Source organism: Arthrobacter ulcerisalmonis, from assembly GCF_900609065.1.
Taxonomy (GTDB): Bacteria; Actinomycetota; Actinomycetes; order Actinomycetales; family Micrococcaceae; genus Arthrobacter; species Arthrobacter ulcerisalmonis.
This window is the reverse complement of record NZ_UXAU01000019.1, coordinates 172,832-190,873: the sequence shown is the minus strand read 5'-3', so window position 1 is coordinate 190,873 and position 18,042 is coordinate 172,832. Positions and strand designations below refer to the sequence as shown.

At 64.3% G+C, this 18,042-nt stretch carries 18 protein-coding genes; 8 read left to right on the top strand and 10 right to left on the bottom strand.

The features are described 5' to 3' along the window. Window positions 1–54 precede the first annotated feature (54 nt). The 9 genes from PSET11_RS06515 to PSET11_RS06475 all read right to left on the bottom strand — a co-directional run bounded on the left by PSET11_RS06515 (window position 55) and on the right by PSET11_RS06475 (window position 10,164). On the bottom strand, window positions 55–924 hold the full coding sequence (locus PSET11_RS06515; RefSeq protein WP_124091289.1) for a DUF1295 domain-containing protein: 870 nt from the start codon (window positions 922–924) through the stop codon (window positions 55–57). A 122-nt stretch (window positions 925–1,046) separates the two neighbouring features. Then, complete coding sequence (locus PSET11_RS06510) at window positions 1,047–1,607, bottom strand: GNAT family N-acetyltransferase (RefSeq protein ID WP_124091288.1); 561 nt, start codon at window positions 1,605–1,607, stop codon at window positions 1,047–1,049. Between the two features lie 59 nt (window positions 1,608–1,666). Then, entirely contained in the window at window positions 1,667–1,933 is a 267-nt protein-coding gene (locus PSET11_RS06505; RefSeq protein WP_124091287.1) for a hypothetical protein, read from the bottom strand. Between the two features lie 162 nt (window positions 1,934–2,095). Continuing rightward, the gene (locus tag PSET11_RS06500; RefSeq protein WP_124091286.1) at window positions 2,096–3,478 is read right to left on the bottom strand and encodes an HNH endonuclease family protein; all 1,383 of its coding nucleotides are present in this window, start codon (window positions 3,476–3,478) and stop codon (window positions 2,096–2,098) included. Window positions 3,479–3,975: 497 nt separating this feature from the next. Beyond that, window positions 3,976–5,952, bottom strand: a complete 1,977-nt coding sequence (locus PSET11_RS06495; RefSeq protein WP_124091285.1) for an ABC1 kinase family protein — start codon at window positions 5,950–5,952, stop codon at window positions 3,976–3,978. Between the two features lie 122 nt (window positions 5,953–6,074). Continuing rightward, entirely contained in the window at window positions 6,075–7,715 is a 1,641-nt protein-coding gene (locus tag PSET11_RS06490) for a DHA2 family efflux MFS transporter permease subunit (RefSeq protein ID WP_124091284.1), read from the bottom strand. 25 nt (window positions 7,716–7,740) lie between these two features. Next, window positions 7,741–8,178 carry a DUF2871 domain-containing protein gene (locus PSET11_RS06485; protein ID WP_124091283.1) on the bottom strand — a complete coding sequence of 146 codons (438 nt, stop codon included), beginning with the start codon at window positions 8,176–8,178 and terminating at the stop codon, window positions 7,741–7,743. A gap of 98 nt (window positions 8,179–8,276) precedes the next feature. Next, window positions 8,277–8,975 carry an ABC transporter ATP-binding protein gene (locus PSET11_RS06480; protein ID WP_124091282.1) on the bottom strand — a complete coding sequence of 233 codons (699 nt, stop codon included), beginning with the start codon at window positions 8,973–8,975 and terminating at the stop codon, window positions 8,277–8,279. 55 nt (window positions 8,976–9,030) lie between these two features. Continuing rightward, window positions 9,031–10,164 carry an ABC transporter permease gene (locus PSET11_RS06475; protein ID WP_124091281.1) on the bottom strand — a complete coding sequence of 378 codons (1,134 nt, stop codon included), beginning with the start codon at window positions 10,162–10,164 and terminating at the stop codon, window positions 9,031–9,033. Between the two features lie 174 nt (window positions 10,165–10,338). On the opposite strand from PSET11_RS06475, the gene PSET11_RS06470 reads away from it, so the two are divergent. From PSET11_RS06470 to PSET11_RS16625, 3 genes are read left to right on the top strand one after another with little or no spacing between them, the layout of a single operon-like run. Further along, a complete protein-coding gene (locus tag PSET11_RS06470) occupies window positions 10,339–11,679 on the top strand; it encodes a sensor histidine kinase (protein ID WP_124091280.1) in 1,341 nt (446 codons plus the stop codon). Further along, window positions 11,679–12,332: a response regulator transcription factor gene (locus PSET11_RS06465; protein ID WP_124091279.1), complete on the top strand. Its 654-nt coding sequence runs from the start codon at window positions 11,679–11,681 to the stop codon at window positions 12,330–12,332. Before PSET11_RS06470 ends, PSET11_RS06465 begins: the two co-directional genes overlap by 1 nt. Window positions 12,333–12,357: 25 nt before the next feature. After that, window positions 12,358–12,534, top strand: a complete 177-nt coding sequence (locus PSET11_RS16625; RefSeq protein ID WP_160118967.1) for a hypothetical protein — start codon at window positions 12,358–12,360, stop codon at window positions 12,532–12,534. Between the two features lie 173 nt (window positions 12,535–12,707). Here PSET11_RS16625 and PSET11_RS06460 read toward each other — a convergent pair whose 3' ends face one another. Next, window positions 12,708–14,000, bottom strand: coding sequence for an IS30 family transposase (locus tag PSET11_RS06460; protein ID WP_203415918.1), 1,293 nt, complete (start codon window positions 13,998–14,000; stop codon window positions 12,708–12,710). Between the two features lie 262 nt (window positions 14,001–14,262). Here PSET11_RS06460 and PSET11_RS06455 point away from each other — a divergent pair, with 262 nt between their 5' ends. The 5 genes from PSET11_RS06455 (at window position 14,263) to PSET11_RS06435 (ending at window position 17,985) form a co-directional block, all read left to right on the top strand. Continuing rightward, complete coding sequence (locus tag PSET11_RS06455) at window positions 14,263–14,655, top strand: VOC family protein (RefSeq protein ID WP_124091278.1); 393 nt, start codon at window positions 14,263–14,265, stop codon at window positions 14,653–14,655. A gap of 125 nt (window positions 14,656–14,780) precedes the next feature. Continuing rightward, window positions 14,781–15,236 carry a MarR family winged helix-turn-helix transcriptional regulator gene (locus PSET11_RS06450; RefSeq protein ID WP_124091277.1) on the top strand — a complete coding sequence of 152 codons (456 nt, stop codon included), beginning with the start codon at window positions 14,781–14,783 and terminating at the stop codon, window positions 15,234–15,236. After that, the gene (locus PSET11_RS06445) at window positions 15,233–16,486 is read left to right on the top strand and encodes an MFS transporter (protein ID WP_124091276.1); all 1,254 of its coding nucleotides are present in this window, start codon (window positions 15,233–15,235) and stop codon (window positions 16,484–16,486) included. Before PSET11_RS06450 ends, PSET11_RS06445 begins: the two co-directional genes overlap by 4 nt. A 181-nt stretch (window positions 16,487–16,667) precedes the next feature. Next, window positions 16,668–17,288 carry a hypothetical protein gene (locus PSET11_RS06440; protein ID WP_124091275.1) on the top strand — a complete coding sequence of 207 codons (621 nt, stop codon included), beginning with the start codon at window positions 16,668–16,670 and terminating at the stop codon, window positions 17,286–17,288. 76 nt (window positions 17,289–17,364) lie between these two features. Further along, complete coding sequence (locus PSET11_RS06435) at window positions 17,365–17,985, top strand: copper resistance CopC family protein (protein WP_160118966.1); 621 nt, start codon at window positions 17,365–17,367, stop codon at window positions 17,983–17,985. Window positions 17,986–18,042 lie beyond the last annotated feature (57 nt).

The window sequence follows — 18,042 nt, the reverse complement described above, 5'->3', positions numbered from 1 at the left end:
GATTCCCCGGCTGGGGCGGTCCCGTCACGGTCCGTCTCCGGCCCAGGCGGCCGTTCAGCCAAGCTTGGGGATCAGCACCGGGGTGGTCCTCTTGTACTCCTCATAGTCAGGCTGTCCACCCCAGGTGGAGTCCGCCTTCTTCTCCAATAGCGGGATGCCGCTGGCCTTGATGAGAAGCAGCGCCACGAAGACCGGCGAAATGAGGGCAACCCACTGCCACCCTTCCAACGTTGGGACGGCAATGATAGCCACACCCACCCAGGTCACGATCTCGCCGAAGTAGTTGGGGTGGCGCGACTTGGACCAGAGGCCGGTAGAGATGAACTTTCCCTTGTTGGCCGGGTCGGCCTTGAACTTCCGCTTCTGGTTGTCTGCGACGGCTTCGGTACCGAAGCCAACTGCCCAGATGATCAAGCCCACCAGCGCCCACCAGTCCAAGCTCACGCGGTTGGCGCTGGTGATGGCAATCCAGGCAGCGGCTGCCGTAAAGGCTACCCACAGGCCCTGTGTGGTCCAGGTGTTGAAAAACCGAAGGAATGAGGGCTTGATCTCGTCGAAGCGGTCGTCCTTGCCAGCTTTCCGGACCCGGAGGAACAGGAAGCTGCCCAGTCGCGCCGCCCAGGCCACCACCATGGCGGCCAGCAGGAACCCGCGGGCATCCACACCCGGGGTCAGCAGCACCAACAGCACAGTGATGGTGATGTATGTCAGCGCGCCGGTGAAGTCGTAGTACTTTTCCGTCTGTGCCTTGAACGCCGGAATGAAGGCAAGCCACTGCACCACGAACGCCCCTGCAACGCCCAAGGCAAACAGTGGAACGCCAGCAAGTGTGGCACCTCCCTGGCTTCCGGCCACAGCCAGCAGCACCCCCAGAACCACCACCACGGCAAGGGAAATAAGGGCCTTGCGCTCTGCACTCTTCATTTGGAGAAAATTCCTTTCACACCCTGGCAACGGATTCGAAGCAGGTTTGTTTCATAGCTAACCATGCCCCACAGGCCTTCACAGACGCCCCGAGCGGAAGCGGCGGAGTCGCGGCCCAGCACTTACCTCTTCTGTTCGTCACCGAGTGGCAGGTTGGATGGGACTGCCGAGGATTCCTCGCGGGCACCGACTCCGTGCCGAACCATTCGCAGCTCAGGCAGACGTTCCCACGACGCCGGGAGGTGCTTCCGTGATCCGTCCGGCGTGAAGCCGTGCTTCCGGTAGAAGGCGTGCGCCCGGGGATTGTTGTCCAAAACCCAGAGGTAGGCCGGCACCGCAGCAATCGACTCGGCCAGCAGCGCGGCCCCAAGTCCGCTGCCATGCGTATCCGCCAACGTGTAGATCGAGTACAGCTCGGTTTCCGTGGGGCCATCCACATCGCGGCCCGGTCCAGCATCGGCCAAGCCCACGACGGTGCCGTCTGGGGCGAGCGCGATAATCCTGGGATCATTCGTGTCCAGATATGGTTTCCGCGCCTCGATTCGGTCCGGGATGCTTGCCCGGCGCCCGGCGAAAAATTCGTCGGAGAGCAGGTGGGCGTACGTCTGCTCGTGCGCGAGGGTGTGGAACCGCACCACAGCCTCAGCGTCGTCCGGGGTGGCCTGCCTCAGCTCATATTCCATCGGCCCAGCCTAGCCAGTACCTGGACGGGCCGCCGCGAATCGGCGGCCCGTCCACTCCGTTATTCGGTCATGCCCGGGTTGACGGGAACGACGTCGATCTTGTTGCCGGGGTTGGTACGGCTCTTGGGTGCGCGACTGAATCCGCGATCGTCCAGGCCGTTCCCCGTGCGGAAGTCGGCGAGCGCGTCGTCGTAGGCCTTGTTCAGGACCTTGCCGGAAAATTCACCGCTGCTACCGTCGGCGAACGCGATTTTGATGGTGAGGCTGGCTGGGTAGTGCCGGTTCATCCGAACGAATCCGTCGGCGTCTTGCTGGAGGGTGATCATGGGTCCTGCTTTCGTTGCTGGTACGCGGCGAAGACCGCGCGGCTGGGTTTCAGTTTTGCACCCGCCCGGCCGCGCACGGCGCAGCAAGCCAGCAACCCGTGCCGCGCCGTCCCCGCAAACGCAACGGCCGCCGTCGGGAATTCCCGACGGCGGCCGCTGACGTCAGGCGCTCCGCCACCTCATTCGGCCATCAGAGCCAGGAGCGCAGACCATTGCTTTGCCCGTTTTACTGATACCCGTTCCGCCGCTGCAGAAAGCACCCGGATGAACAAAGTTGGCCGCGGGAGCAGGTGCCGGAGCCGGAACCACAGCAGGCGCAGGTGCTGGAGCGGGAACAACGGCTGGCGCCGGGGCAGGAACAACGGCGGGGGCCGGAGCAGGGGCTGGCGGCGCCTGGACCGGTGCGGGTGCCACGGGTGCGGGCTCCACAACGGCGGGAGCGGGCTCGGGAGCCGGCTGGTTGGTGGGAGCCAACTGACCGGAACAGTTGTCCAGGATGCGGGTCATGGCGTCGTGCTCGGCCGCGGTGACCCAAAGTCCATAGCTGGCTTTCACCGAAATCTGCCGGGCCACATACTCGCAGCGGAACTCCTTGTTGGGCGGCAACCAGGTGGCAGCGTCACCGTCGCCCTTCTTCAGGTTGGTGGGACCATCGGTGGCCTGGACGTTCAGCGGGTCGTTGGCGAAGGCGGTCCGCTGCTCTGCGCTGAGCTGCTGGGCGCCCTTCTGCCACGCATCACTGAGGGCAACCACGTGATCGATCTGGACGGCGTTGCTGGTGGCCGAGCCGCGCACAAAGCTGATGGTGGTGGCGGTGTACTGGTCGGCGAGATTGCCGGACTGGACCTTGCAGGGAACGCTGTTGGTGAAGACTACCGAGGTCAAGTCGCGTTTGAGGGTGTCGTTGCGCGTATCGCAACCGTTGCGGTCAACGTCGGCCCACGCCTGGCCGAACAGCGCCCTGTCGTAACCGGTCTTCGGTGCCCTGCCCTTGATGGGCAACGTGGCCAAGACCTGCAGCGCGGTGGAGCCATGGGCAGGCTGGACATTGGGCGCAGTTGCGCTGACGCCCTGGGCTAAGGCGAATGGCTTGTCCGGATCCAGGGGTGCGCCGGTGTCCGCTGCCGTTGGGGTGGCCGACGGCGTAGGGCTGGCAGATGCGGAGGCGCTCGCCGTGGGCGACGCAGCTGCGGCCGTTGCCGCCGACGCCGCAGACTCCAGTTCCAACGATTCGGCGGGGCGGACTGTCAGCCCGCCTGCAATGAAGAGGACCAGCGAGACGCCGAGCGCAACAGCGCCGGACTTTCGCTGGGCGGGCAACCACGCCCACGACCGGCGACCGGTGGCCAGGACGTAGAGGCCCGTCAGGCCTGCGGCAATGGCCAGGAAGATCAGTGCGCCGCCAAGGCCACTGCTGGCGGCGCCGATGATCATGAAAAGAGCAACGATGGCAGCCACAATGAAGGTGGACTTACGTGGTTTGCGTGGCGGCTCTGGCGCATCGGCAGAGCTGGCCGGACCCATAAAGGTCTGGTAGTTCGACATTCTTGATTTCCCCAAATGATGAAGGCCCACGGAAATTGGGGCCGGATGGTGCGTGGCGATGGTGCCGGACTGGGCGGTTTCTCACAAACGTCGCAACAGGTTCGATTTAGAGCTATCAGAGTCCGTTCCTTGCCATCGAAGTCGCTGCCGGCTTGAGCCAAATGAATGACAGGTTCAATCGAAGACAGCCGCAGCGGAAGACACTTTCGATAGCCCCGGGGAGTGTGCCGGAGGGACCCGCCGGTTCCTGTCTGACGCTTCAGCGGACGAGTCTTACGGGACGGTGTTTTCTGTGCAACGACGATGCAGCTGTTGATTTGAGAAGTGGCCTACACGGAATGGTCGAAGTGTCCGTAGAAGCGAGCCGGGCTGGGCGTTCTGTGGGCGAAGATAGGTACGGCCCGCCCTGGAGACAAGGGTAAGTCAGACGGTGGCTGTGTCGGTTAATTCGCAGGCACGAGGGCTGATTCGTTCCCTGCAAGGCGTCCTTCATTGGGTCAGAGAGTCTTTGGGTTACCTGTTGGTTTAGTGCGGGTGTTGAAGACCAGATAGAGGACGCGGAGCATGAGAACGGCGGCTATGCCGGCGAGGTTGTAGCCGATGACGTGGAAAAGGGGCAGGCCGGGGGCGACCTCGGCGCTCTGACCGAAGGCGAGCAGGATGACGCCCATGATTCCGAGGACTCCGGCGATGAGTGTGAGCAGGGCTTGACCTAGCATGCGGGTCAGCACTTCCCGGTCGCGGCGGTCAGCGAGGAGCCGGACGTTGACGCTGAGGTGGCCTTCCTGCAGGGCTGCGGCGAGCTGGTCGATATGACGTGGCATTCTGCGGAGGATGGGAAGGGTGTCGAGCAGTTCGCGCTGGACGGTTTCCTTGATTCCTCCGGGGGTGAAGTGTTCGCCGATTTGGGCGCCCGCAAATGTGCGGGCTTCTGCGACGATGTCGAAGCCGGGTGCGAGGGAGGTCAGGGTTCCTTCAATGGTGGCTATGGCGCGGAAGGCGCCGGCCAGGGCAGGGGGAATTGCGAGGTCGAATCTGGCGAGGATGCGTATTAGCTCGTTGATGGCTTTCAGGTCCAGGGGGACGCCAGGCTGGAGGGATGTGCCCATGAACTGGCTGAGGGTTCGTTTGAGGACCGGCACATCGATCTCGTCGGGGCGGATAACAACTTCGAAGAGCGCGTTGACCAGGAGTCCTGCATCGGCCCGGTCGATGGCCAATACGACTTGTTGGATGCTGGTTCGGAGTTCGTGATCCAGTCGGCCTACGGAGCCGAAGTCAACCAGGCCCAGCCGGCCGTCAGCTAGGACGATGATGTTTCCCGGGTGCGGGTCTGCGTGGAATGTCCCGTCGATCATGATTTGCCGCAGAAGGCTGCGCGTCAGCTGGGTGGCGTAGGTTTTCCGGGATTCAGCGCCCATGGAGCTTGCTGTAACGGGGTCGCTGAACGTGCGTCCGTCCAGCATTTCCATGACGAGCACTCGGGATGTGCAGAGCTCAGGGACATGGAACGGGATGACGACTCGCACCTCGTCGGGGTGCTTTGCGACGGCGGTGCGGAGGGCGATGATGTTGCGCGCCTCCTGCTCGTAGTCCAGTTCTTCGCGCAGGTTTTCCGCGAAGCCGCGGGCCAGTGCCTCCGTACCCAACGAGCCGCCGAAGGCCGTGGAATTTTCGAGCATTTTCCCGATCCGCACGGCAATGTCCAAGTCAAGCGCCACCTTGCGCCGGATGTTGGGGCGCTGGACTTTGACTGCAACTCGGGATCCGTCGTGGAGGGTGGCCCGGTGGACCTGTCCGATCGACGCGGCCGCGAGGGGGGTTTCGTCGAAGTCGGCGAAGACTTCGGCGACGGGCCTGCCGGCGTCTTCTTCGAGTATTTGGCGTACCAGATCCCAGGACACCGGTGTCACGTGTTGTTGGAGCCGGGAGAGTTCGGTGATGTATTCCGGAGGCAGCAGATCCGGTCGGGTGGAGAGCATCTGACCGAACTTCACGAAGGTGGCGCCTGCCTCCTCCAGGGCCAGGCGCAGGGATCTCGCCCGGTCGGCGTTGACCTCCGGGTCGTTTGAGGACCGGAGCGGGAGGAGCCCGTGCTTGGCGCCTATGCGCAGGATCTGGGAGTACCGGATCCCTCGCTGGGATCCGGCCCGCAGCGAGGCCAGCCAGGTGTGGGGCGGGGGCAACACTCCGCGGGGGACGACGAGTTCGGCGACGACCAGGAACAAAAATGCTGTGAACAGTGCGATGCCGAACTGGATGCTTACATAGGCCAGTCCGCGGTCCGGGGTCTGCCAGAGGATCTGGGACTCGAAGAGATATTCCGCCCCGACCGCCACGATGAGGGCCATGAGAGTGCGCATCGCTCCGATGCGCACGCCCAGGATCCGCCGGGACAGGAGCGCCAGCAGCATCATGATCAACGCCAGCAACCCGATCATTCCGGTGACTAAGATGATTCGTCCTGGATCCATGCTTTTGTGCTCCTGAGGTCGTCACCGTGGTGTGGGACGTGGGTTTTGAGTTCGCTGCCCCGAAGAAGAGGGTCGGCTGGGCTGCGCCTCGTTCCGGCGGGATTGTGTCGGAACGGGACGGGCTAATCGGTGTGGTCGGACGGTGGCGGACTGTTCTGGCTGGTGCGGGATATCGCTGCGACGCGCAGGGACGCGGCGAACCCTATGGCCAGGAAGAGGCTGCAGACGACCAGAGTGATACGGGTTGCGTCGCTGAATCCGGAGGCGAGCTCCTGGACGATGCCCGGTCCCCGGGGACCGAACGCTCCGGCGGTTCCTTGTTCGCGGAGGGCCGCGATGAGACCACCGGCGCTGTCCCGGGTTTGGAGTATTAGGTCCTTGGCGGCCGGGTCAGGGACGCCGGTGAGGGCCATAGTCCGGGGGAGGCTGAACGAAAGGACGCCGCCCAGGACTGCTGCGCCGAGTGCGGCGCCGACCTGACGCACCGTGCTCTGGGTGGCGGAGGCCTGGCCGGAGCGTTCCACCGCGATGTCGGCGAGGGTCGTTTGGGTCAATTGAGCGGAGGCGAGTCCGAGTCCGAGCCCGTAGATGGCAAGCAGGGTGGCCAGAAGCCCCGGGGACGCTTCCGGCCGGAGGAAGACTGCCAGGAGGAGCACGCCGAAGATTTCCAGGCCCAGACCTAGGGTGACGACGTTGGGTGCGCCGATGCGGGCCGAGAGGTGGCGTGCCTGGGCTCCGGCGATGAATGCGCCGGCGGCCATCGCCGCCAGAATGACGCCCGCGCCCAGGGCGGAGAGTCCGGCGACGTTGACCAGGAAGAGCGGTAATACGAAGAGGAGCCCGAATTCACCGGTCGCTACGACCATGGCCGTGAGGTTTCCCCAGCGGAAGGTTCCGGTGTTGAACAGGTTCAGGTCCAGGATCGCAGACCGTCCGATCCTGGCGCGGTGGCGTTCCCACAGGATAAAGAGCGTGAGGAACCCTGCCCCGGCGAGGAGGGACACGGGGGCGGCCGAGACGGGTGCGGTGACGGGCCAGGTCATCCCGAGCACGGTCAGGGGCGCGGTGGGCGTCCACCAGCCCAGGGAGCTTCCCTCGATTAGTCCGAAGACGAGGAACCCGAAGCCGAGGCTGCTCAGGAGCAGTCCGTCAACATCGAGGCCGGGCGCGGTGATCCGTGCCCGGGTTTCCGGGACTGTCAGGAGCGCGCCGGCGACGACGGCCGCGCCGAGCGGGACGTTGACGAGAAAGATCCATTGCCAGGAAAAGGTGCTGGTCAGCCATCCTCCGAGCAGTGGTCCGATTGCGGCGGCCCCCGAGATGACAGCGCCCCAGATTCCGAAAGCGGTGGCACGGTCCTTGCCCCGGAAGGTGGCGTTGACTGTGGACAAGGTGGTGGGCAGGACCAGCGCGCCTCCGATTCCCTGGATGACCCGGGCGCTGATGAGCGGGACCGCTTCTTGCGCCAAGGCGGCGAGCAGGCTGCCGATAACGAAGACGAGCACCCCGGTAATGAAGAGCCGCCGCCGGCCGATGCGGTCCCCGAGCCTTCCTGCTGTGAGCAGGAGCGCTGCGAAAACTATGGAGTAGAGGCTGTTGACCCATTGGGCCTGGGGGAGGCCGAGTTTCAGGTCGGTGATGATGGCCGGCAGCGAGACCCCGACGATGGTTCCGTCGATGACGATCATGGACAGCCCGGCCGCGAGTACGGCTAGGCCGGCCCATCGTTTCCGGGTGCCGGTGGGAGTCGCTTGCAGGGTCATATCTGCCGCTTTCGGATCAGTGGGGTCAGTTGGCGGGGGTGAGTTCGGCTTCGGCGGTTGCTTTGCCGGTGACGCGTTTGCCGAGGGTGATGAAGAGCAGGACCAGGCCGGCGGTGAGGCCGATGTGACCCAGCCCGGAAATGCCCGCGATGGCGGCCGAGGGCGTGGTGCCCTGGACGGTGAGGACGCCGCTGAGGATCATCATCGCCGTGGTGAGGGCCAGGCCGGCGTTGTAGGTCCAGAAGAACGCGTTGAACATGCGCAGGCCGGAAAGGCTGAAGACTTTATCCAGTGCCAGGACGGTGAGGAAGAAGAGCATGCCCAGGGCCAGGAGGTGGGTGTGGAGCACGGAAAGCTGGCTGTTGCCGGTGAAGTCGTTGGCTTTGGTGAATTCGCGGTAGAACAGCCCGGACGCCAGTCCGGCGATCATGTAGGTGAAGGCGGCGTAGTAGAGCTTTTTCATGGCGTTTGGTCCTTGGCTTGATGGGGGTGGGAGGCGGCGGCTCCCCGGAATGGTGCCGGGGGCCGGCGTGATGTGCGCAGGTGTGGGCGGGGTGGCCGTTAGGCGTTGGTGAGCACGGGGGCGGTGAGTCTTCCATCGCGCATGGTGGCGACCGAGTCGGTCAGTGGGACGAATTCGGTGTCGTGGGTGACCATGACGGTGGCGACCATGAAGTCGTCGGTGACGCGGCGTAGGAGCCGGACGATGGAGTTGCTGCGTTCGTGGTCCAGGGCCGCGGTTGGTTCGTCCACGAGAAGGACCTTGGGGTCGCCCATCAGGGCGCGGGCTATGTTGACCCGTTGGCGCTGGCCGCCGGAGAGCTGGTGCGGGCGTTTGTCCGCGCTGGAGGCGAGTCCGACGATGTCGAGTAACTCCGAGGCTTTGGCGCGGGCGGCTTTGACGGATTTTCCGCGCAGGTGGTCGCCGATGATGAGTTGTTCTGCGGCGGTCAGGGACGCGAGCAGGTTCGGCTGTTGGAAGATGATGCCGATCTTTTCCCGGCGCAGCGCGGTGAGGTCTTTGTCGCCGAGCCCGGTGGCGTCGGTGCCGTCGATGAGCACGAGGCCGTGGGTGGGCCGGACGAGGGTGGCGGCGGCGGCCAGGAGGCTGGATTTACCGGAACCGGAGGGGCCGACGAGGGAGATCATCTGACCGGCCCCGACCGTGAGGTTCACGGTGTCCAGGGCTTTGATGGTTCCGTCCCCGTCCGGGTATTCAAGGGTGACGTTGACGAGGTTGAGGGGGCTGGTGGAGGACATGGTGGTACTTCCTTTGTGGACGTGCGCGGGGAGGGTTCAGGGGCTGCGGGAGGGTTTAGTTGCCGCCGAGGGCGATCAGGGCGTCGACTTTGGTGACGCGTCGGACGGCCAGGGCCGCGCCGGCCAGGCCGAGGGCGATGATTCCCAGGATCGGCAGCAGCGTCGTCGCGGGGGTGACCAGGAAGGGGGCTGCTTTCGCTGCGAAGAAGCCGCCGAGGATGCCAATCCCGCCGCCGAGCCCGGCACCTGCGAGCAGGACGATGGCCGCCTGGGTGATGGCGTCACGCAGGACATAGCCACCGGAGGCTCCCATGGCCTTGAGGACCGCGATGTCGCGGGTCCGCTGGACGGTCCAGACGGTCAGGAAGGCCACGATGACCAGGGCGGAGATGCCGTAGAGGAAGGCCTGCATCAGGGTCAGGGATCCGTTCTCGCTCTTGTAGGAGCCCAGGGCCTGGAAGGACCCGGTGCGGGAAGCGCTGACGGTGTGGGCTGCGTTGTTGGCGGCGGCTTCGTCCACCGTGGCGCCGTCTTTGTAGGTGATTGCGGCGACGGTTCCGAGCTGTTCTGGGTCGGACAGGTGGGCCAGCTTCGACCAGGTCGGAAGGGCAGTCCAGACGACACTGGTGTGGGAGTACCACTGGTCCTCGACTACGGCGCTGACGGTCAGTTCGGTGCCTCCGACGTTGGCTTTGTCGCCGGTGTTCAGGGAAAGGGCCTTGGCGACGGTCTTGCCGATGACGACGGTGTCGGCGCTGACGCGGGACGGTGCGAGCTGGCCCTCGGGTGCGACGCCGAACACGGCGACGTTGGTGGTGCCGGTACCGGCTCCGGTGTCCCCGGCTACGGCCTGGAACCGGGTCTGGCTGATGCCCAAGGCTTCGGCGTCCTGTACGCCGGCGCGGTTCTTCCAGCTGTCGAGCTGCGCAGCGGTGACTTCGCTTTCGGTGAAGGAGGCCTTGGGCTCGTTGGTGCCCGGGGCGCCAAAGACAATGCTGTCCACCGCCTGGGACGGGACTCCGCTGCCGTTGACTGTGCCGAGTTTGTCAATGGCCGAGGTCGACTGGTCCCCCAAGCCGGCCGTCAGTCCTGAGAGCATGACGAGCAGCAAGGTGATCAGGGCGACGACGCCGCCCATCAGGGCGAACCTGCCCTTGGCAAAGCGGATGTCGCGGATAGCAAGAAACACGTTTCTCTTCTTTCAGTGGATGATGCGGTGGCCGAAAAGCTCCTATATCCACTCTCCCGCGGGCATGGGTCCGCGCCATGGTGCAGATGGTCGATATGCGGCGGACGAATGGTTGATCCCCGGGTCAACCTTTTGGTTGACCCGCACCGGACCGGGGGCGCATAAGCTGATCCAATGCCCGCCACAGACCCACTTCCCGCACCGGACAGCGTCGGTCCCTTAGGACCGGGCGAGGGCCTGCCCGGCGGTCTCGACACAACACCGCCCTCTTTTGCGATCCTTCGCGTATTGAGGGTCGCCCTGCACGTCGGTTTCGCCGCCCTGCTTGGAGTGGCTGTCCTGAGGCTGCTGGTAACGGACGGGGCGGACCCCCTGAGGTATGTCTGGGCCGGGGCCGCGTTTGTTCTGGCCGGTGTGTATCTCACTGGGACGATCCTGGAAAAGCGCTCCGCCGCCGGCGGCACGGGATTCGACCCCCGCCGCTACGGTGTCCTGTGGCTGGGAATCATCACCGCGCTGTGGTTCCTCCTGCTCGCGGGGAGCGCCGATTTCGCCTGGCTGGCGTTTCCCCTCTTCTTCCTCCACCTGCACCTGCTGCCGCGTCGGATTGCGCTGCTGACGATCGCGTTGATGACGGCGGCGGTCATTGCCGCCCAATGGACTGCCAGCGGGCTCCCCGTCCCCCAGCCGGCGGTCGTCATTGGCCCGCTGTTCGGTGCTGCCTTCGCTGTCGTGACCGGACTTGCCTACCTGGCGCTCTACCGGGAAGCCGAGAACCAGCGCCGTGCAGCCGATGAACTCCGCCGGACCCGTGCGGAGCTGGACGCGTCCCAGCACGACGCCGGCGTCCTGGCCGAGCGCGAGAGGCTGGCCCGGGAAATCCACGACACCCTCGCCCAAGGCTTCTCGAGCATCGTTCTGGTGGCCCGCGCGGCAGAAAAGTCGCTCGCGGACGGAGACACCGCTACCGCCGCTGCACGCTTTGCGCTGGTTCAGCAGACCGCGTCGGAGAACCTGGCAGAGGCCCGTAGTTTCGTGCGCGGACTCTCCTCCCCGCAGCTGCAGGGAGCTTCCCTGATCGAGAGTCTGCGCCGGCTCTGCGAGAGCACCGAAACCAGCGCTGCCGCCCGTGGGCTGGGGTTGCGATGCAGGTTCGAACTCGACGGTGACCCCGTGGAGCTGCCGCAGCCGTACCGGGTGACCCTGCTCCGCGCCGCGCAGGCCAGCCTCGCCAACGTCAGGGACCACGCCGGAGCCGGGAACGCTGTGGTGACGATCGCATTTCTGGGCAGCGAGGTCACCATGGATATTTATGATGACGGTGTCGGCTTTGATCCCTCCGGGTTAACGGCGCGGACGGAGGCCCGGACGGATGGGAGCGGTTACGGGATCCGGTCGTTACAGCAACGGGTGAGCGTACTCAACGGTTCCCTCGACCTGGAATCAGCCCCCGGGGAGGGGACGGTAGTGGCCGTCCGCCTGCCCCTGGACGAGACTCCCTGGAGGGAAGAGTAATGAAGGATATTCGCATTCTGCTAGTCGATGACCATCCCGTTGTCAGGGCCGGACTGAGGGCGATGCTCACCGCCTTCGAGGGTATCTCGGTGGCAGCGGAAGCGGCCGATGGTGAAGCAGCGCTGAAGGAACTGAAACGGCTACAAATTCTGGGTGAGCGGGTTGATGTCGTGCTCATGGATCTGCAGATGGGCGCCGGAATGGACGGAGTCACGGCCACATCGCGGATCAAGCTGCTGGAGGATCCTCCGCCTGTCCTGATCCTTACCACCTACGACACGGACGCCGACATCCTGGCCGCGGTGGAAGCAGGAGCCAGCGGTTACATGCTGAAAGACGCCCCTCCCGAACAAATCCATCAGGCCGTAATGGCCGCCGCCGCTGGCCAGACGGCACTGGCACCGAGAGTCGCAGCCCTGCTCATGGGCCGGATTAACAATCCCGCGACTATGCTCACCGCGCGCGAAATCCAACTGCTTGAATTGCTGGCCACCGGGTTATCCAACCGGGCCATCGCCAAACAGATCTTCGTCTCCGAAGCAACAGTGAAAACCCATCTTGTGCACATCTACGGCAAACTCGGTGTGGACAACCGCACGGCCGCCATCGCTGCTGCAACCCAGCGCCGCATCATACGGGCCCCCGGCCAGTAGGCATGAGTCCAGGACTGATCTTTCGATGCTCGCATTCCACTTGACGTACGCCGCCACGGTTGGCGTGGCGTTCCTCATGCTCCTTGGGCAATTCCTGGCCTTCATCGTCCTGCTCGCCCTGGCCGCCGGAGCGCGCCTCCTGGTAGGTGCCGGCCTCACCCTCATCCGCCGGATGCACTCAACCGAAAATCTGGGGTCCTGACGACTTCTATCGCTCGTATCCACACAGGAGCTTCTAATTGTCGTGTAGTCCCTGGTAACCGGGGATCCGGCAATCAGGTCGCAGCTACCTACCAAGATGCCATTACGGGAACGAGCCGCCTACTTTCTGAAACGATCAGGCGCGTGCCCTCTCCAGCTGTCCACATCTGGGGGTCAATTCGGGTTATCCACGGCTGAAGTTGGGAGCCATTGGGGTAGCTCCCTGTCAGCCGCAGCGGTGGATAACCCATAAGGATTGTCCCCGGTTGTGGGCAGCGGAACCGTGCCTTTGGCGACAGTGGAACCCGCAGTGTCCTGAAGCGCAGCGAGCGTTTGGAGGGAAGTGAACCGGACGGTTGCACTGTCCCACCCGAGGACGGCACGGGGACGGCTGTTGATCTCATCCGCGGCGAAGCGGACTTCGGCTTGTTCTACCGTGCTGAGGTCTGCACCCTTACGAAAGTACTGGCGGAGCAGGCCGTTGGCATTCTCGTTCGAAGCACGTTGCCAGGGGCTGGCCGGATCACAGAAGTACACGAGCGTCCCCAGCGCCGCGGTGACCTCAGCGTGCTTGGCCATCTCCGAGCCACGGTCCCACGTCAACGTCCTCCGCAGCGTGGCCGGCAGGACCCGCAGGGCCTCAATGAGCTGGTCACGCATGTTATCGGACCTGTTGCCTGGACGGAGCGCGAAGGCGACAAGGAGCCGGGAAGAGCGTTCCACCAGCGTCACTATCGCTGATTTGTTCCCCTTCCCCATGATGAGGTCGCCTTCCCAATGGCCCGCTTCTTCCCGGGTAGCGATGTGGGCTGGGCGGTCACCGATCTTCAGAGCATCAGCAATGTACTGGCGTGGCTTCACCTTGGTCCTGGACCGCGGCCGTCTGCTGAACTTACCCGAGCGCAGCAGCCGAGCAGACCCGGCTGGAACGGGGCGGATGCTCAAATGGTAAAGCGCGCGGTAGACCGTTTCATGTGCCAGATGCCGATGCTTTTCTCCTGGAAACCGTTTCTTCAAGGCCCGGCAGACCTGCTGAGGGCTCCACCGCTTCGACAGGCACTCCACGACGTAATGCCGCAACTCCTCATCACCGGCAAGCTTGGCCAGCCTTGGCCGCGGCCTTCTCTTCTGTGCCATTTTCTGGGCGCGGAACGGATGATAGCGACGGGAGTCGGGGCGATTCCGAGCCAACTCCCTGCTGATTGTGGACGGGGACCGCCCAAGATCACGAGCGATGGATCGGAGGCTTGCCCGAACCAGCAACCGGTCGGCGATGAAGATGCGTTCGTCCTCTGACAAATAGCGGCTGGACCCACCTGCCGCAGGAACCGCCTTACGAGGCCTCGGATCCAAGCCTTGCTGCACCAAGCCCTCGACACCGTTGCGTCCATGCAACCAACGATGGCCCGTGTTCGGGTTGATCCCTAGAATCCTGCATGCTGCCCGGTTGGAGTGCCCTTCTTTCATGAGCTGAACATACAAGGGCCTCTTCTCAACCAAGCCCGGAGGCCCCATTTTCCTCGATCGGCGCGTCGAACTGCGCATGAATCAACACCACTTTCCGTCGGTGTTGCGACGTTTGTGAGAAACCGCCCTGAGCCTATTGGCCAGTAGCTGGCAGCGCGTCCAGGGGCACGGTGCTGGACGCAACCCTGATCGGTCCTTGAGCTGATCTTGAGCTTGGTGCAGCCCTCCCCACTGCTGCAGCCTCCCGGCGTAGAGTGACCGCATGCAGATGCGACTCGAAGTAGTACAGGTTCCCGTGTCCGATGTGGACAGTGCCAAGGCGTTCTACTCGGACACCCTTGGTTTCACCGTGGATCACGATGTGGAACACATTCCCGGCATGCGGGTGGTCCAGTTGACTCCCCCTGGATCGGCCACATCCATTGTGATTGGCACCGGCATGACCAGCATGGTGCCCGGCAGCCTCGAGGGTTTGCAGTTGGTGGTGCCGGATCTCCACGAGCTTTATGCCGAGCTGGCAGGTCGAGGAGCGGATGTCACGGAGGTGCAGGACATGGGTGGGGTGCTGTTCGCTTCCTTGACCGATCCGGATGGTAACCGTTGGGTTCTACAGGGCCAGACGCCGTCGGACGTCCGGGACGCACATACGGGCTGACGCCGCGCTTGAGAGACCAAGCACACCCCGCAGGACCTTGCCGTCGCGCCGCAAGAGGAGCATAATCGTTAGCAGAACTAATTAGCATTGCTAACTATTATCGCCAAGGAGGCGCACCCGCGAACATGCCCCAAACCACCACCAGCCCGGAAACACCAGACGCCACCCAGCCAGATACTCTCGCCATCGACCTCCGGACCGCGGTGATGCGGACATCCCGCAGGCTCCGCATCGAGGCCACCGGCGAAGTCATCACCCCCGGCCAGTACTCGGTCCTGGCCCAACTCACCGGCGGCCCGCAGACACTACGGAAGCTGGCCGACCTGGAGCACGTCCAGGCGCCCTCAATGAACCGGATCGTCAATGCCCTCGACGAGCAGGGATTCGTTGCCCGCCAGTCCCATCCCACGGACGGCCGGCAGGTTAACATCGACATCACCGAAGCCGGCCGAGAAGTGCTCGCTGAGGCCCGCAATGAGCGGACAGCGTGGCTGGCCCAACGCGTGGCTACCCTCAGCGAAGAAGACCGGCTCGTCCTCAGCCGGGCAGCTCACCTGATGCAGCAATTGAGCGCCAAATGAGCGCCATGTTCAGGGCCCTGGAAAACCCCAACTACCGGATCTGGGCCGGCGGCGCGCTGGTCTCCAACGTCGGCACCTGGATGCAGCGGGTGGCCCAGGACTGGCTGGTCCTGACGGTCCTCACCAATCATTCCGGCGCAGCAGTGGGCATCACCACCGGCTTGCAGTTCCTTCCCATGTTGTTGCTGGGCCCTTACGGTGGCGTCCTTGCCGACAGGTACCGCAAACGCATCATCCTGCTCTGGACCCAACTGGCCATGGGATTGACTGGACTCGCGATCGGCCTGCTGGTGGTCACCGGCACCGCCCAACTTTGGCACGCGTACCTGGCCGCATTGCTTCTGGGTATCGCGAGCGCCATCGACGCACCTGCCCGCCAATCCTTTGTCTCGGAACTCGTGGACCAGGACCACATTCCCAACGCTGTGGCACTCAACTCGGCCTCTTTCAACACGGCCCGACTCACCGGCCCTGCCATCGCAGGCGTGCTGATCGCCTGGGTGGGCACTGGCCCGGTCTTCCTGATCAACGCAGCCAGCTTTGCCGCCGTCATCATCTCGCTGTTCCGGATCCGGGTGGACAGGCTCACCCCGCCCACGCCGGTCAGCCGCAGCAAGCACCAGGTCCTAGAAGGCGTCAGCTACGTCCGCCAGCGCCCGGACCTTGTCCTCATCATGGTCCTGGTAGGCGTCCTGGGCGCGTTCGGGATGAACTTCCCCGTCACCAACGCCCTCATGGCCACCACCGAATTCCGGGTGGGGCCGGGCGAGTTCGGCCTGCTCGGCTCCATCATGGCGGTAGGTACGCTGGCCGGCGCCCTGCTGGCCGCTCGCAGGTCCGGACCACGCCTCCGGCTGCTTCTGGGTGGCGCCATCGGCCTGGGTGCATTCACCATTCTGGGCAGCATCTCGCCGACGTTCTGGATCTACGCTGTGGTCCTCATCCCCGTCGGGTTGGCATCCATCACGTTCCTCAACAGCTGCAACACCAGCATCCAACTCTCCGTGGAACCGCAGTTCCGCGGCCGGGTCCTGGCGCTCTACCTGGGCATCCTGCACGGCGGCACAGCATTGGGTGCACCGTTGATGGGCTGGATCGGATCCGAGTACGGCGCCCGTTGGTCCGTCGCTGTGGGCGGCATCATCGTCCTCGTTACCGGTATCGCAGCCGTCATCGCTGTCAGTCGCCAAAACCACCTCACCCTGCGCACCACCATCCGCACGGCCATTCGGCGGGCACCGGCAGCCTGAACCGCTTGGAAACGTTCGACGTCGGCACGCAGGCAGGTGCCGGCGTCGTCTGTGCCTCCCCTGGCCCTTTTGAGTCGGCCACTCGAGCTTGTTCCTTTTCGACGTCTTGTAGAAGTAGACTGATCCGCGAGTAGACGCAGCCAGGACGGATTCGGTTGCCGGCGGGCGAAAAGAGGGGCTGATGACTGGACGCGGGGTGCGCCTTTTGCGCGGCCTTGTCGCGGCCGGTGTGGCTACGTTTTTGGCTGCTTCCTCGCACGTTCTTGCCGGCGGTCCTCCTCCTGACGCTGCCATTGCCCTGTTGTCGCTGGCGTTGTCCGGGCTGGTGTGCACGGCATTGGCCGGCCGCTCCCTGTCGCTCTGGCGACTGAGCGCCGCTGTTGTTCTCAGCCAGGCCGTCTTCCATGGACTTTTCAGTCTTGGGACTTCGCCCCATGCACCTGTGGCGGCAGGCTCATCTTCCGGCCACTCCGGGCATTCGGCCCACATCATGCTGGACCCGGCCACCGCTGTGGACGGAATGGATCATTCCAGCCCGGTGATGTGGGTGGGGCACGCAATCGCGGCTGTACTGACGATTGCGGCGTTGCGGCATGGTGAAGTTGCAGCCCTCCGGCTGATTCAGGCATTGGGGCTGACGTTAATTCCGTTCCTGCCTGTGTTTCACCCTTTGGCGGTGTCAGCGGAGGCACCGTGTGATCCGTCGGACTGGCCTGTCCGGCCACTGCGTAATCTTGGTGTCCCGTTGCTGGTGATGCGGCATCGCGGGCCGCCGCTGCTTCCGGTCGTGTATCAGGCGTAAGACGCCTTCACCACCCACTTAGCCCTGCCCGCCAACGGTGGTCGCGGGGCGGGAAGCAGCCATGGCAAGTTATTCCTTGCATTCATTCACATGGCGGATCCATGGCAGCAGGAAGCTCCTGCTGCTGGCTGTGTTGTGCCTTGGTTTAGCCTTGGTCGGCGCGCCGTCAGCATCCGCCCATGACGAGTTAGTCTCGTCAACCCCCGACGCCAATGAACGTTTTGCCACCACACCGTCGAGTGTCGCTTTGCGGTTCAGTGCACCGTTGCTGAAGATCGGTCATGAGATCCGTGTGGTCGATGCCGGTTTGAAGAATTGGGTTCAGGGGATGTCTGTCCTTGACCGGGAGACCCTGACGCAGCCGTTGGCCGCTGACCTCCCGGCTGGTGAATACCAGGTTCGTTGGCGGGTGGTGTCCAGCGATGGGCACCCGATCAACGGCAGTTACTCGTTCCTGGTAGGAGCTGACGCTCAACCTGGCTCCGTCCCGGCCCCTAGTGCTGGGACGGTCGCACCTCAAGCGAAAGCCGACTCAGCCACGCAGCCGTCACCGGATACTCCTGCAAGCGACGGAACACCTGCCACATTGCCCGGCTGGCTTCCGGCTGCCGGAATAGGCGCCATCGGTGGCGTCGCCCTCTACCTGCTGTGGGCTGTCGTGGTTGGGGTCCGTAAAGCCGCGACCCGAAGAGATTGACCGCCGTTCTCATCATTTACTTTCCCTTCACGGACGCCATACGTCCTCCGTGAAGGG

Bases quoted from the DNA above. Each gene is read 5' to 3' on its own strand.
- PSET11_RS16625 (WP_160118967.1), top strand. From the start codon at position 12,358: ATGCTCGCATTCCACTTGACGTACGCCGCCACGGTTGGCGTGGCGTTC.
- PSET11_RS06460 (WP_203415918.1), bottom strand. From the start codon at position 14,000: ATGAAAGAAGGGCACTCCAACCGGGCAGCATGCAGGATTCTAGGGATC.
- PSET11_RS06490 (WP_124091284.1), bottom strand. From the start codon at position 7,715: ATGACCCTGCAAGCGACTCCCACCGGCACCCGGAAACGATGGGCCGGC.
- PSET11_RS06465 (WP_124091279.1), top strand. From the start codon at position 11,679: ATGAAGGATATTCGCATTCTGCTAGTCGATGACCATCCCGTTGTCAGG.
- PSET11_RS06510 (WP_124091288.1), bottom strand. From the start codon at position 1,607: ATGGAATATGAGCTGAGGCAGGCCACCCCGGACGACGCTGAGGCTGTG.
- PSET11_RS06500 (WP_124091286.1), bottom strand. From the start codon at position 3,478: ATGTCGAACTACCAGACCTTTATGGGTCCGGCCAGCTCTGCCGATGCG.
- PSET11_RS06440 (WP_124091275.1), top strand. From the start codon at position 16,668: ATGACTGGACGCGGGGTGCGCCTTTTGCGCGGCCTTGTCGCGGCCGGT.
- PSET11_RS06455 (WP_124091278.1), top strand. From the start codon at position 14,263: ATGCAGATGCGACTCGAAGTAGTACAGGTTCCCGTGTCCGATGTGGAC.
- PSET11_RS06515 (WP_124091289.1), bottom strand. From the start codon at position 924: ATGAAGAGTGCAGAGCGCAAGGCCCTTATTTCCCTTGCCGTGGTGGTG.
- PSET11_RS06450 (WP_124091277.1), top strand. From the start codon at position 14,781: ATGCCCCAAACCACCACCAGCCCGGAAACACCAGACGCCACCCAGCCA.
- PSET11_RS06505 (WP_124091287.1), bottom strand. From the start codon at position 1,933: ATGATCACCCTCCAGCAAGACGCCGACGGATTCGTTCGGATGAACCGG.
- PSET11_RS06480 (WP_124091282.1), bottom strand. From the start codon at position 8,975: ATGTCCTCCACCAGCCCCCTCAACCTCGTCAACGTCACCCTTGAATAC.
- PSET11_RS06495 (WP_124091285.1), bottom strand. From the start codon at position 5,952: ATGGATCCAGGACGAATCATCTTAGTCACCGGAATGATCGGGTTGCTG.
- PSET11_RS06470 (WP_124091280.1), top strand. From the start codon at position 10,339: ATGCCCGCCACAGACCCACTTCCCGCACCGGACAGCGTCGGTCCCTTA.
- PSET11_RS06445 (WP_124091276.1), top strand. From the start codon at position 15,233: ATGAGCGCCATGTTCAGGGCCCTGGAAAACCCCAACTACCGGATCTGG.
- PSET11_RS06485 (WP_124091283.1), bottom strand. From the start codon at position 8,178: ATGAAAAAGCTCTACTACGCCGCCTTCACCTACATGATCGCCGGACTG.